The sequence below is a fragment of the Saccharopolyspora erythraea NRRL 2338 genome (genome assembly GCF_000062885.1).
GTDB classification, from domain to species: Bacteria; Actinomycetota; Actinomycetes; order Mycobacteriales; family Pseudonocardiaceae; genus Saccharopolyspora_D; species Saccharopolyspora_D erythraea.
The window spans coordinates 497658-510867 of record NC_009142.1 but is presented as its reverse complement, the minus strand read 5'-3'; the positions used below and the strand labels follow the sequence as shown (position 1 = coordinate 510867).

Below are 13210 nucleotides of genomic sequence, written 5' to 3'. Positions count from 1 at the left end.
CAAGCTGACGACACGAGAAGGGCCCGACACCTTGCTCCAGGAACTGCTCTCCGGCCTGCTCGCGGCGGTCGCCTACGGCGTGATCGGCGTGCTGATGATGGCGCTCGGCTACGTCCTGGTGGACCTGGCCACGCCGGGCAGGCTGCGCGACCTGATCTGGGTCCAGCGCAACCCCAACGCCGCGCTGCTGCTGGTCTCCGGCCTGACCGGCGTCGGGGTCATCCTGACCACCGCGATCGCCGCCAGCGCCGACGACCTGATCGCGGGCCTGGTCGGGACGCTGGCCTACGGCCTGCTCGGCCTGGTGCTGATGAGCCTGTCGTTCCTGCTCATCGACGCCCTGACGCCGGGCAAGCTGGGCGACGAGCTGGCGTCGCCGAACATGCACCCGGGAACCTGGGTGTCGGCGGTCGCGCACGTCGTGATCAGCGTGCTGATCGCCGCCGCGATCTGGTGAGGACGCCCGGTCCCCGCACCTGGGCCGAGCCCGGTCTCCGCAGGCGTTCCGCGCCCGGCTCCCGGCCCGGCGCCCCGGATGTGAAGACTGCTCGCCATGTCCGTCAGCACTGAACCCCGCGACGAGACCGAACCCGCCGCGGCCCCTCGCCCGCGCGGACGCCTCGCCCGCACCGCCGTGCTGGTGGCGGTGTTCGTCTGCGCGGCGTGCGGGCTCGTCTACGAGCTGGCGCTGGTCGCGCTCGGCAGCTACCTGATCGGCGACACGATCGGGCAAGCCTCCATCGTGCTGTCGCTCATGGTCTTCGCCATGGGCGTCGGCGCGCTGGCCGCCAAGCCGCTCCAGCGCTGGGCGGCGGCGGCGTTCGCGCTGGTGGAGCTGGTCCTGGCGCTGCTGGGCGGGCTGAGCGTGCTGCTGCTCTACGCGGCGTTCGCCTGGGTGGGCCTGTACCTGCCCGCGCTGATCGTGACGGCGCTGGTCCTCGGCGCGCTGATCGGCGCGGAGATCCCGCTGCTGATGGTGCTGCTCCAGCGGATCCGCAAGCAGGACGCGGGTTCGGCGGTGGCCGACCTGTTCGCCGCCGACTACGTCGGCGGGCTGGTCGGCGGCCTGGCCTTCCCGTTCCTGCTGCTGCCGCTGTTCGGCCAGATCCAGGGCGCGCTGCTGGTCGGGATGCTCAACGCCGCGGCCGGGCTCGGCCTGGTGCTGACGGTGTTCCGCCGGGAGCTGTCCAAGCGCGTGCGGTTGGTGCTGGTCGCGGCGTCGGCGCTGGTCGGGGGTGTGCTGCTGGTCGCCTACGTCTTCGCCGACGACTTCGAGGTCACCGCCCGGCAGGCGCTGTACGCCGACCCCGTCGTGCACGCCGAGCGCACGGACTACCAGGACGTCGTGCTGACCGAGCGGGTCTCGCTGTCCGGCCGCGGCGACACCCGGCTCTTCCTCAACGGCGACCTCCAGTTCAGCTCGGTCGACGAGTACCGCTACCACGAGGCGCTGGTGCACCCGGCGATGGCGGGGCCGCGCTCGCGGGTGCTGGTCCTCGGCGGCGGTGACGGGCTGGCGCTGCGCGAGGTGCTGCGCTACCCCGACGTCCAGCAGGTCACGCTGGTCGAGATGGACCCGGCGGTGCTGGACCTGGCGCGCGAGGACCCGCGGGTCGCCGGGCTCAACCGGCACGCGTTCGACGATCCGCGCGTTCGCACCGTGTCCGCCGACGCCTTCGCGTGGCTGCGCGACAACCGCGAGCGCTACGACGTCGTGCTGGTCGACATGCCCGACCCGGACTCGACGGCCACCGCGAAGCTGTACTCCACGGAGTTCTACGCGCTGGTCAGGCACGCCATGGCCGACGGGGCACGGGTCAACGTGCAGGCCGGGTCGCCGTACTTCGCGCCGCAGGCGTTCTGGTGCATCGAGGCGACCACGCGCGCGGCGGGGATCTCGACGGTTCCCTACGAGGTGTCGGTGCCGAGCTTCGGCGAGTGGGGCTTCCACCTCGGCACAGCCGGCGCCGCGCCGCCGCTGGAGCTACCCGCGGGCGCCCCGCCGCTGCGGTCGCTGGACGCCGGGACGCTGCGGGCGGCCGCGGAGTTCCCGCCCGACCGCAGGCGCATCCCAGGCATGGAACCGTCGACGCTGATGCACCCGACGATCCTCAGCTACGCCCAAGGCGAGTGGACGAACTACTGATCAGCGCTGACCGGGGCCTGTTTCTCGAGCGGCGTCAGCCGCTCGCGGTGTGGGACCCGGCTCGCAGCGCTGAGCCGCGGCGCCTTACGGGCCGAACCAGCGCTCCTCGCGCGAACGCGGCGGCGCGGCCGTCGTGCCGGTGATGAGCTGGGTCTCCAGCACCACCTCCCGCGGCCTGCCCGGTTCGCTGGTCTCCAGCAGCAGCCGTCCGGCGGCCCGGCCCTTCTCCAGCACCGGCTGGCGCACGGTGGTCAGGCCCGCGCGCTCGGCGTCGGCGATGCCGTCGAAACCGGTGACGGTGAGGTCCTCGGGCACCCGCAGCCCTCGGCTCCTGGCCTCGTTGAGCGCACCGAGCGCGAGGATGTCGGAGGTGCACACGATCGCGGTGATGTCCGGGTCGAGGTCCAGCAGCTGCCGGGCCGCCGAGGCACCGGAGGCCGCGGTGTGGTCGAAGCGCTCCACGACGGGGACCTTCGTCCAGTCCACGCCCGCCTCGCTGAAGCTCTCGGCGAGCGCGGTGAGCCGGGACTTCTGCACGTGGAAGCTGGCGTTGGCCTGCCGCTGCACCGAGGCCAGGCCGTCGTTGCGGCCCCGGGCCAGGCGCATGCAGGAGACGCCGATGCGGCGGTGGCCGAGCTTGATCAGGTGGTCGGCCATGCTCTTGATGGCACGGGCGTCGTCGGGTCCGACCCAGTCCAGGTTGTCGAGCCGAGGCTGGTCGCAGACCACCACCGGCACCGGGCGCTCCAGCACCGCGGCCAGGTGCGGGTCGTCCTCGGGCACCGAGTACACGACGAAGCCGTCCACGCCCGCGCGGTGCACGGAGGCGACGTCCTCGCGTTCCGGGCTCGCCGGGATCAGCAGCAGCCCGTGGCCTGCGTCCTCACACGCGAGTGACAGACCCTCGAGGAAGCTGATGGCGCCCGGGTCGCGGAAGGCGTAGGAGAGGTTCTCGGTCAGCAGCAGCCCGACCGCGCCCGCCTTGCGGGTCCGCAGCGACCGCGCGACCGGGTCCGGGCCCGGGTAGCCCAGCCTCCGGGCAGTGTCGAGCACCCGCTTGCGCAGCTCCGGGGAGAGCTGGTCGGGACGGTTGTACGCATTCGACACCGTAGTCCTGGAGACACCCAGCTCCGCCGCGAGCGAAGCGAGCGTCGCAGGCCGCCGGGCATTCGTTGACCGCGCCATGGAGGAACCGTAACGGTTCAGTACTGCCTGGAGAAGCACCGATCACGCATATTCCACGAAGGTCACATCCCATGTACGCAGAGAAACGTCAACGTCACTCTCCGGGGTTCTTTCCGCACGGGGGCTGACCTTTACCGATTTCGAAGCTACTTTGACCGGACCTGCGTTGTGAAAGGTGCGTCACACATGGCTGAGGTTGCATACGTCAACGCGTCGCGGGTGTACCCCGGTAGCCCGCCGGTCCGAGCAGTCGACGAGCTCGGCCTCGACGTCGCCGACGGCGAGTTCCTGGTCCTGGTAGGGCCGTCCGGTTCGGGCAAGTCGACCGCGTTGCGGATGCTGGCCGGGCTGGAGGACGTCGACGAGGGCGCGATCACCATCGGCGGCAACGACGTCACCCACACCCCGCCGAAGGCGCGCGACATCGCCATGGTGTTCCAGTCCTACGCGCTGTACCCGCACATGACGGTGGCCGAGAACATGGGCTTCGCGCTCAAGCTGCGCAAGACCCCCAAGCAGCAGATCCGCGAGAAGGTCACCGAGGCCGCCAAGATGCTCGACCTCGAGAAATACCTCGACCGCAAGCCCAAGGCGCTGTCGGGCGGGCAGCGCCAGCGGGTCGCGATGGGCCGGGCGATCGTGCGCGAGCCCAGCGTGTTCCTGATGGACGAGCCGCTGTCCAACCTCGACGCCAAGCTGCGGGTGGAGACCCGCGCCAACATCGCCGCGCTGCAGAAGCGGCTGGGCACCACGACCATCTACGTCACCCACGACCAGGTCGAGGCCATGACCATGGGCCACCGCGTGGCCGTGCTCAAGGACGGCCTGCTCCAGCAGTGCGCCTCGCCGCGCGAGCTGTACGAGAACCCGGCCAACGCCTTCGTCGCCGGCTTCATCGGCTCGCCCGCGATGAACCTCAAGACGGTGCCGCTCAGCGGCGGGGGAGCCGTTCTGGACGGGCACACCATCCCGGTCCCGCGCGGTGCGACCGACGGCCTGGACGAGGTGACCTTCGGTGTGCGCCCCGAGGCGCTGGAGCTGACCTCGTCGTCCGAGGACGGCCTGGACATGACCGTCGAGCTGGTCGAGGAACTCGGCGCGGACGCGCTGGTGCACGGCACGATCGACGTCGGCGGCAGCGCGGAGCGCTTCGTCGTGCGCACCGACGGCCGCACCCCGCCCGCGCTCGGCCAGCGGGTCCGGGTCGCGCTGCGCGACGCCGGCGAGGTCCACCTCTTCCACCCCGAGACGGGCGCCCGACTCGCCGCCTGACTCGATCGAGTTCCGCCGAACGCCCCTGTTGCGCTGCGACGGGGGCGTCGTCTTTCCCACAACACCACCCGGTCGGTGGAATCACGCGTGTCGCTGCGCGTAGGCTGCACATGACAACGGTTTCCGTTAGCGTTTCGAGCCTCACCGGGACGCGACGCCGCCTTGGAGGAGCAGCCGATGACCCCCAGCCGCCCCAAGACCAGACGCCTCCCCCGCACGTGCACCGCTCTGGTGGGCGTCACCGCGGCAGCGCTGGCGATGACCGGCTGCGGCGCGGGCCAGCAGGGATCTTCGGCCGCCGACGGCAAGGTCAAGGTGGTCGCGTCGACGAGCGTGTGGGCCAGCGTCGCGCAGGCGGTCGGCGGCGACCACGTCGAGGTCGAGCCGCTGATCAGCGACCCCAACGCCGACCCGCACTCGCACGAGAGCACCCCGCAGGACGCCGCCAAGGTCACCGATGCCGACCTGGTGATCCTCAACGGCGGCGGCTACGACGAGTTCGTCGAGCAGATCCTCGCCGGCCAGCCCAAGCCCACCGTCGAGGCGGTGTCGGTGCCGGAGGCACCGCACGGGGAACCCGGCGAGGGCGAGCAGCCGCCGGCTCCCGGTGAGCCGGCGCCCCCTGCCGACGAGCACGACCACGGCGCGCCCGGCGAGCAGCCCGCTCCGGCCGACGAGCACGGCCACGCGGCACCCGCACCGGCCGACGAGCACGAGCACGGCCACGACCAGCCCGCACCGGCACCCGCCGACGACCACGGCCACGCGGCGCCCGGCGAGGCCCACGAGCACGGCCACGACCACTCGGGCAACGAGCACGTCTGGTACGACCTGCACCTCGTGCACGGGGTCGCCGACCGCATCGCCCAGGAGCTTGGCAAGCTCCAGCCGGCCAACGCCCAGGCGTTCACCGGCTCCGCCGCCCGCTTCGCCCAGGACGTCCACGGCCTGGAGGGCCGCGTCGAGCAGATCGCCGCGGCGCACCAGGGCAAGAAGGTGATCGTCACCGAGCCCGTCGCGCACTACCTCATCGAGGACGCCAAGCTCACCGACATCACCCCGCCCGCCTTCGTCAACGCCATCGCGGCCGAGTCCGACCCGTCCGCGGCCGCCGTCGCCGAGGTCCAGAACGCGGTCCGCAGCGGCCAGGCGGGCGCCCTGGTCTACAACCCGCAGACCGAGTCGCCGGTCACCGAGTCGGTCCGCAAGGCCGCGGAGGAGAATCGGATCCCGGTCGTGGAGATGACCGAGGTGCTGCCCGAGGGCCAGACCTACGTGCAGTGGATGGACGCCCAGATCTCCGCGCTGGACGCCGCCCTGAACCGCAAACCCTGACCGCGCGAACTCCCGAGATGGCTGCGACATGACCGCCAAACCCGAAGCCGGGCACTCCGGCCACGACAGCACCGCGGTGGCCGACCGCGCACCGAGCCGCGCCCCCGCCGTCCAGTTGCGCGGTGCGCAGCTCTCCTACGGCACGCGCGTGCTCTGGGACGGCCTGGACCTCGACGTCGAGCCGGGCGAGTTCCTGGCGGTGCTGGGCCCCAACGGCTCCGGCAAGACGAGCCTGCTGCGGGTCCTGCTCGGCCTCCAGCCGCTGAGCTCCGGCTCCGTGAAGGTCGCCGGAGCGCCCGCGCACCGGGGCAGCGCCAGGATCGGCTACATCCCGCAGCAGCGGGCGGTGGACGCGACCCTCACGGTCCGCGGCCGGGACCTGGTGGGCTTCGGGCTCGACGGCCACCACTGGGGCATGGGCATCCGGCAGCGCCGCGAGCGTAGGCGGCGGGTCGACGACGCGCTGCGCGCGGTCGACGCCACCGCCTACGCCAAGATGCCGCTCGGCCTGCTCTCCGGCGGGGAGCAGCAGCGGCTGCGGGTGGCGCAGGCCCTGGTGAGCGACCCGGCGGTGCTGCTGTGCGACGAGCCGCTGCTCTCGCTCGACATCGCCCACCAGCGCAAGGTCAGCAGGCTCATCTCCCAGCAGGCCAGGGACGCCGGGGCGGCGGTCCTGTTCGTCACCCACGAGCTGAACCCGGTGCTGCCGCTGGTCGACCGGGTCCTCTACCTGGTCGGCGGGCGTTTCCGGATCGGCACCCCGGACGAGGTCATGAACTCCGAGACGCTCTCCGAGCTCTACGGAACCAGGATCGAGGTGGCCAGGGTCGGCGGCAGGCTGGTCGTCAGCGGCGTCGACGAGGAAGGCTGCCACGTGCACGAGGCGGAACAGGCGTGAACACTCTGATCGACGCGATGGGCAAGCTGTTCGACTTCGAGACCACGTCGAGCCTGCTCGGCTACCCGTTCGTGCAGCAGGCGCTGCTGGCCGCCGCCGCCCTCGGCCTGGTCTCGGGGGTTCTGGCGCCGCTGGTCGTGGCGCGCAAGATGTCGTTCGCCGTGCACGGCACCGCCGAGCTGGCGTTCACCGGTGCCGCGGCGGCGCTGCTGATCGGTGTCGGTGTCGGCGTCGGCGCGCTGGCCGGCGCGGTGGTGGCAGCGCTGCTGCTGGGCCTGCTCGGGCAGCGCGGGACCGAGCGCGACTCGGTGATCGGCGCGATCCTGTCGTTCGGGCTCGGTCTCGGCGTGCTGCTGCTGTGGATGAACCCGGAGCGCACCTCGAACAAGTTCAGCCTGCTGGTCGGCCAGATCGTGGGTGTGGACTCCTCCGACGTCGTGCTGCTGACCAGCTGCGCCGCCGCGGTGCTGCTGGTGCTCGCCTTCGTCTACCGGCCGCTGCTGTTCGCAAGCGTCGACCCCGACGTGGCGGCTGCGCGCGGTGTCCCGGCGCGGGTGCTCACCCCGCTGTTCGCCGTGCTGGTCGGTGTCGCGACCGCCCTCGGCGTCTACACCGTGGGTGCGCTGCTGGTGCTCGCGCTCATGGTGACGCCGGGCGCGGCGGCGGCCAGGGTGACCGCGAGCCCGGTCAAGGCGACGCTGCTGGCGGTCGTGTTCGCCGAGGTCGCCGTGCTCGGCGGCATCGTGCTGTCGCTGGCGCCCGGTGCCCCGGTCAGCGCGTTCGTCACGATCATCTCGTTCGTGATCTACCTGGTGTGCCGCGTGGTCGGCAACCTGCGGCTGCGCCGCCTCACCCGCACCCCCGTGCCCGCCTGATCAGCGGACGGGGTGCTGGGCGAGCACCGCTCCGACCTGGTCGGCGACCGCCGGGTCGAGCATCGGGTAGCGGCCGCCGACCACGAACCGCTCGGACAGCTCAAAGGTGACGATCTCGCCGTCGGCCAGCAGCGTGCCCATGGCCTGCGGGTTCTCCGCGACGCTGTCGGGATGGGCGATGGTGACGTCGGTGAAGGCCGCCGCGAGGTAGGGGCTGGCGAACTGGGTGAACGAGTCGCCGACCATGCGCATCGGCCGGTCGACCATCCCCGGCTTCGGCGGCGAGGACAGGTGCAGCGGCTGGTGGAAGTTGCTCGCCTGGAACCGGGTGTTGTCGGCGCCGCCGTCGGGTGCCAGCGAGTACGCCTGGATCGGCACGGTCCGGTCCTGGCCGAGCAGGTCGGGGATGTCGGCGCTGTGGTCGTACTGGCGGCTGGGCAGCACCTTCCAGGTCGCGGTCGTGCCCGGCCGGAGGCGCTCGGCGAGCTGGTAGGTCATCGCGACGCCGCCCTCGTGCGTCCAGTGCGTGTCGATGTCGTGGTAGATCGGGCGCCCGTTGCGCTCGGCGACCTGGCGCAGCTGACCGCGCATGTCGATGGCGCCGGTGGCCGCGGGCACCCGGCGCCAGAACTCCGCCTGCGCCTTCGCCGAGCAGTCCTGCCCGGGATAGGAGTCCGGCATGTTCTCGGGGTACACGGTGGACTTGTCCGGGGCGATGACGAGCTGGAACCTGCGCCCGGACGCCTCGACGACCGAGCGCCAACGCTTCAGCCCCGCGATCACCCGGTCCAGCTCCATCTTCGGCACGCATCGGTAGGACACGTCGTGGCCGAGGTAGAGCCAGCCGTGCTTGCCCTCGATGACGTTGGGGAAGACGGTCTCGTCCAGCGTCGGCTTGGCGTCGACCTGCCCGGTGCCGACCGGCGAGGTGTGCGAGCTGCCCTCCAGCCGCGCGGGCTCGCCGAACACGCCGCGGCTGAGCGCGTCGACCGACTGGACGGCGTTCTTGCGGAACGGCAGGTTCTCGGTCGCCCACGGGTTGAGCCCGGTGAGCATGCCCCAGCCGTCGGTGATGCTGGGGAAGGCGGCCAGCGGCCGGTTCTCCAGCGGCTCGGCGCGGGCGCCGAACAGCCAGGAGAGCACCGGCGCGGAGAAGAAGAGCACCGCGCACACCAGCGCCGTGAGCTGGCGGCGGCCGTGGCGCGGCCGGTGCAGCGGGTGCTCGCGCGGCAACCACGCTTCGTGGACCGCGGGCAGCTCCGTCGGGTGGTTCACCGGCACGGTTTCACGTTAGCGGGCCTGATCGGCGCCCAGCGGCGAAACCAGCCCAATTCACACCGGGCCCGCGAACACGGCGACGCCCCGGTCCGCGTGCGGCGCGGCCGGGGCGTGCGTGGGCCTGGGAGGGCGTGGGCTGAGCTCTGATCGGGGCCTGGGCTCAGATGGCGGATCCGGAGACGGTGCCGGGCTTGGTGGTGTTGCTCGTGGCGGTCGCGTTCGTGGCCTGCTTGGCCTGCGTGCTCTGCGGCGCGGGGTGGACGTGGTATTCGCGCCCCAGGTCGAGCAGGACGAGGAGGCTCCCCGGCTGGTTCGAGTTCGCCGGCCGGATCGTGAGCTCCTGGGCGAAGGCGGCGGTGCCACCACCGAGGGTCAGCGCGGCCGCGGCGGTGGCGGCGACTGTCCAGCGGAGTGCGGTTCGAGACACGGTTCCTCCTGCGGGAGTGGATTGCGAGGCTTGGCACGTGGAAGCCTCTGCCCCCGCCACGGGCCCCGCAATCCAAGATCGACGATCTCCGCCGACGGTGGTCACCGCATCCACCGAAGGGGAAACGCGGCCGCACCATCGCTGACGTCAAGTGACGACGAAGCTCTTTCGAGTTCCGCCACGGGGTTCAGGCTCACCGGATGCGAGTCATTGGGGGCAGGCGCAGCATCGGGGGCGTCCGTAGCCCGTCGGCCGCGGAGCAGCCGGCACCAACCGCAGGAGGCCAGCGATGGCAACGCACACCCAGCACACCGGCCACGACCACGTCCACGGTGAAGGCTGCGGGCACGTCGCGATACCGCACCAGGACCACATCGACTACGTGCACGACGGCCACCTGCACCGCGCGCACGGCGACCACTACGACGAGTGCGAGAACGGCGAGCACACCACGCACGAGCAGCACGACCACGTGCACGGCGAGGGCTGCGGCCACGTCTCCGTCCCCCACGGCGACCACGTGGACTACCTGCACGACGGTTGCCGCCACGCCCCCCACGGCGACCACTACGACGAGCACTGAGCGGCTAGCGGCGAGACCACGGCAGCTCGCCGCCCGGCGCCTCGAGCGAGCGTGCACGCCGGCGACCAGGTCCGGACGACATGGGCGGGCCGCGCTACGCGAGATGCGATAGCCCGGCCCGCTTGGTCGGCGTCTTCCCCGGCTGATCACGCCGAGGGAGAAGCGCACGTCAGGATCGATCAGGGCTTGCCCGCGCCAACCTTGGCCTTCTCGCCGTAGGGCAGCTTGGAGACCACGTGCCCGTTGGCGTCCTTCAGCCTGGCGGTGTCGCCCTTGTCGTTCCAGATCGGCCGCTTGATGCCGTAGGAGAAGCCGCCGTAGCCGGGGTGCATCTCATTGGTGTAGACCCGGATCCGCTGTCCCGGCTGCAACACCGTGCCGGGCGGGAAGGTGAAGTCCTGGCCGGAGTCGTCGGCGCCCAGCACCCAGCCCGACATCTCGGCGGCGACGGGGCCCCGGTTCTGGATCTCGACGTACTCGTCGGCCTGGGTCCCCTTGACCTGTCCCGAATCCACTTCGGCAGCGCGAATGTGCAGAGCAGCCTTAAAACTGGTAGTAGAGGAACGGGCTGAAGGATCCAGTGGCGACCAGCAGGCCGGAGTAGGCCAGGCCGGCCGTGAGGACGCTGACGCGCAGGACGTTGGCGGGGCGGGAGCGCACCGACTCCAGGAACGGCCCGGTACCCGAGTTCGCCGGCAGGAACACCACGACCAGGGCGACCAGCAGGAAGAACATCCGCTGGTTGGTCACCGACGCCGACACGATGTCGCCGAGCCCGCCCAGGTCCGGCACCAGCATGTGGCCCAGCATCGTGAACGCGGTGCCCAGGTCGGGCGCCCGGAAGAACACCCAGCCGACGACCACCAGCAGCATCGTCAGCGCACGCCTGCCGATGCGCGCGGCGGGCGCCGACGGTGCGCGGTCGAGGCCGGTGGCCCGCTCGACTACCAGCATCAGCCCGTGGAACAGCCCCCAGACCAGGTAGGTCCACGCCGCGCCGTGCCAGAAACCGGTCAGCACGAAGATGATCGCCAGGTTCCGGTACGTCTTCGCCACGCCGTGCCGGTTGCCGCCGAGCGGGATGTAGACGTAGTCGCGGAACCACCGCGACAGCGACATGTGCCAGCGCCGCCAGAACTCGGTCACGGTCACCGACGAGTACGGGCGCGCGAAGTTCTCCGGCAGCCGGAAACCGAGCATCCGCCCGAGCCCGATCGCCATGTCGGAGTAGCCGGAGAAGTCGAAGTAGAGCTGCATCGCGTAGCCGATGGCGCCGAGCCAGGCGATCGCGAAGGTCATGTCCTCGGCCGGGGTCGCGAACGCGGTGTCGACCATCGGGGCGAGGGTGTCGGCGATGACGACCTTCTTGGTAAGCCCCCACGCGAACCGCGGGAAGCCGGCGGCGATGTCGTCGAGCCGGTGCGTGCGCTGCTGCGGGAGCTGGTCGGCGATCTCCCGGTACCGCACGATCGGACCGGCCACCAGCTGCGGGAACATCGCGATGTAGGTGACGAAGGAAACCGGGTCGCGCAGCGCCGGGCGTTCGCCGCGGTAGATGTCCACCACGTAGGAGATGTGGTGGAACGTGTAGAAGGAGATCCCGATCGGCAGCGCCAGTTGCAGAACGGGGAACCCGCCGCCGAACCAGCTCGCCAGCACCGCGGCCTGCTCGGTGGCGAACCCGGCGTACTTCCACAGCGCGAGGATCAGCAGGTCGAAGGTGACGGTGCCGATCAGCAGCAGCTTGCGCCTGCCCTGCCCAGCACTCCACTGGTCCGGCTCCAGGAAGCGGCCCGCGACGAAGTTGACCACGATGCAGGCCAGCAGCAGCAACGTCGTCCCGCCCGCGCCGCTGGCGTAGAACAGCAGGCTCGCCGCGGCGACGACCGCGTTGCGCGCGCGGCGCGGCGCGACCAGCACGGCCACCAGCACCAACGGCAGGAAATACCAGAGGAACAGCGGACTTGCGAACGACATCGGTGGGCCTCGGGGTACGGGAAGCCCATGCCTCCCTCGTTGCACTGCGACTGAACTCTAGCCGCGCCAGACCCTATCCGAGTCCGATTCACGACAGCCGCGCGAACTCGGCTCGGCGGATCAGCGGCGAGGCGGTCGAATCCACGTACACGGGCGGCACCGATCGCTTAGCCTGACCGCCATGAGCGCTCCGCCACCGCCCGGCTGGTACCCGGACCAGGCAGATCCGCGATACGTGCGCTGGTGGGACGGCAGGCAGTGGACGCCGCACGCGCAGCCCGCCCAGCCGCAACCCGCCGCGCAGCAACAGCCGCAGCCCGCCGCACAGCCCCAGCCCATGGCCCAGCCGGGGCCCGCAGCCCAGCCGCAGCAGCCGGGCCCGCCACAGCCGATGCCGCCGCAGGCACCGGCCGCGCAGCCGCTCGCGCCCGGCCAGCCCATGCCGCCCGGCACCCCCGCGCCGGGCCAGCCGGTCCAGCAGCCGGGCCGGCCCTTCCAGCAGGGACCGCACCAGTCACCGATGCCGCAGGCCGAGGACTCCTCGTCGATCGAGCTGGCGCTCGGCGGCACCGGCGACTCGGCTTCCGTCCAGCAGCAGGTGCAGCAGCGCGCCGGCGTCGGCGGCCACGTCGGCGGTGGCGGCGGGACCCTGTTCACCGAGCCGGTCCTGGTGGTCAACCAGAAGGCCAAACTGATCGAGATGGCCAACGAGTACGCCGTCTACGACCAGACCGGCCGCCAGATCGGGTCGGTCGTGCAGACCGGGCAGAGCGGTGCGCAGAAGGCGTTGCGGCTGCTGACGAAGCTCGACTCGCTGATGACGGTCACGCTGGAGATCCGGGACGTCGCCGGACAGCCGGTGCTGCGGCTGACCCGCCCGGCCACGATGTGGAAGTCCACCGTGCACGTCCAGCGCCCGGACGGCTCCCCTGTAGGCGACATCCGGATGGAGAACGTCTGGGGCAAGGTCCGGTTCGCCTTCGAGGCCGGCGGGCAGCGCGTCGGCGGCATCCACGCCGAGAACCTGCGCGCCTGGGACCTGCGCGTGCTCGACCGCGACGAGCAGCAGGTCGGGCAGATCAGCAAGACCTGGCAGGGGCTGGCCAAGGCCGCGTTCACGACGGCCGACAACTACGTCCTGCAGATCTTCCGTCCGCTGCCCGAGCCGCTGAACAGCCTCGTCGTCGCCTCCGCGCTGACTGTCGACACCGTTCTCGGCCAGGCGCAGCGCTGA

General features: G+C 71.5%; 13 protein-coding genes. 8 read left to right on the top strand and 5 right to left on the bottom strand.

The genetic code is table 11. The annotated features are described in order from the left end of the window. Positions 1–31: 31 nt before the first annotated feature. Complete coding sequence (locus SACE_RS02250; protein ID WP_009947423.1) at positions 32–457, top strand: DUF350 domain-containing protein; 426 nt, start codon at positions 32–34, stop codon at positions 455–457. 96 nt (positions 458–553) lie between these two features. Next, on the top strand, positions 554–2146 hold the full coding sequence (locus tag SACE_RS02245) for a polyamine aminopropyltransferase (RefSeq protein WP_009947424.1): 1593 nt from the start codon (positions 554–556) through the stop codon (positions 2144–2146). Positions 2147–2230: 84 nt separating this feature from the next. Here the strand turns inward: SACE_RS02245 and SACE_RS02240 are convergent, their stop codons facing one another. Beyond that, positions 2231–3331 (bottom strand): LacI family DNA-binding transcriptional regulator, encoded by a 1101-nt coding sequence (locus SACE_RS02240; protein ID WP_011873061.1) that lies wholly within the window; start codon positions 3329–3331, stop codon positions 2231–2233. 186 nt (positions 3332–3517) lie between these two features. Between SACE_RS02240 and SACE_RS02235 the strand changes: the two genes are divergently transcribed. The 4 genes from SACE_RS02235 to SACE_RS02220 all read left to right on the top strand — a co-directional run bounded on the left by SACE_RS02235 (position 3518) and on the right by SACE_RS02220 (position 7711). Continuing rightward, positions 3518–4603 (top strand): ABC transporter ATP-binding protein, encoded by a 1086-nt coding sequence (locus SACE_RS02235; protein ID WP_009947427.1) that lies wholly within the window; start codon positions 3518–3520, stop codon positions 4601–4603. 177 nt (positions 4604–4780) lie between these two features. After that, positions 4781–5938 (top strand): metal ABC transporter solute-binding protein, Zn/Mn family, encoded by a 1158-nt coding sequence (locus SACE_RS02230; protein ID WP_011873060.1) that lies wholly within the window; start codon positions 4781–4783, stop codon positions 5936–5938. A 28-nt stretch (positions 5939–5966) separates the two neighbouring features. Next, positions 5967–6836 (top strand): metal ABC transporter ATP-binding protein, encoded by an 870-nt coding sequence (locus tag SACE_RS02225; protein WP_009947429.1) that lies wholly within the window; start codon positions 5967–5969, stop codon positions 6834–6836. A gap of 17 nt (positions 6837–6853) precedes the next feature. Continuing rightward, a complete protein-coding gene (locus SACE_RS02220) occupies positions 6854–7711 on the top strand; it encodes a metal ABC transporter permease (RefSeq protein WP_031334312.1) in 858 nt (285 codons plus the stop codon). Here the strand turns inward: SACE_RS02220 and SACE_RS02215 are convergent, their stop codons facing one another. Next, the gene (locus tag SACE_RS02215) at positions 7712–8992 is read right to left on the bottom strand and encodes an alginate O-acetyltransferase AlgX-related protein (protein ID WP_009947431.1); all 1281 of its coding nucleotides are present in this window, start codon (positions 8990–8992) and stop codon (positions 7712–7714) included. Positions 8993–9149: 157 nt separating this feature from the next. Further along, on the bottom strand, positions 9150–9416 hold the full coding sequence (locus SACE_RS02210) for a hypothetical protein (RefSeq protein WP_009947433.1): 267 nt from the start codon (positions 9414–9416) through the stop codon (positions 9150–9152). Between the two features lie 289 nt (positions 9417–9705). Between SACE_RS02210 and SACE_RS02205 the strand changes: the two genes are divergently transcribed. Further along, complete coding sequence (locus SACE_RS02205; RefSeq protein ID WP_009947434.1) at positions 9706–9999, top strand: hypothetical protein; 294 nt, start codon at positions 9706–9708, stop codon at positions 9997–9999. 179 nt (positions 10000–10178) lie between these two features. Here the strand turns inward: SACE_RS02205 and SACE_RS02200 are convergent, their stop codons facing one another. Together SACE_RS02200 and SACE_RS02195 are read right to left on the bottom strand one after the other, a co-directional pair. Continuing rightward, positions 10179–10529: a lamin tail domain-containing protein gene (locus SACE_RS02200; RefSeq protein WP_331386503.1), complete on the bottom strand. Its 351-nt coding sequence runs from the start codon at positions 10527–10529 to the stop codon at positions 10179–10181. 13 nt (positions 10530–10542) lie between these two features. Beyond that, positions 10543–11976 (bottom strand): MBOAT family O-acyltransferase, encoded by a 1434-nt coding sequence (locus SACE_RS02195; protein WP_009947436.1) that lies wholly within the window; start codon positions 11974–11976, stop codon positions 10543–10545. 181 nt (positions 11977–12157) lie between these two features. Between SACE_RS02195 and SACE_RS02190 the strand changes: the two genes are divergently transcribed. Then, a complete protein-coding gene (locus tag SACE_RS02190) occupies positions 12158–13210 on the top strand; it encodes a phospholipid scramblase-related protein (protein WP_011873059.1) in 1053 nt (350 codons plus the stop codon).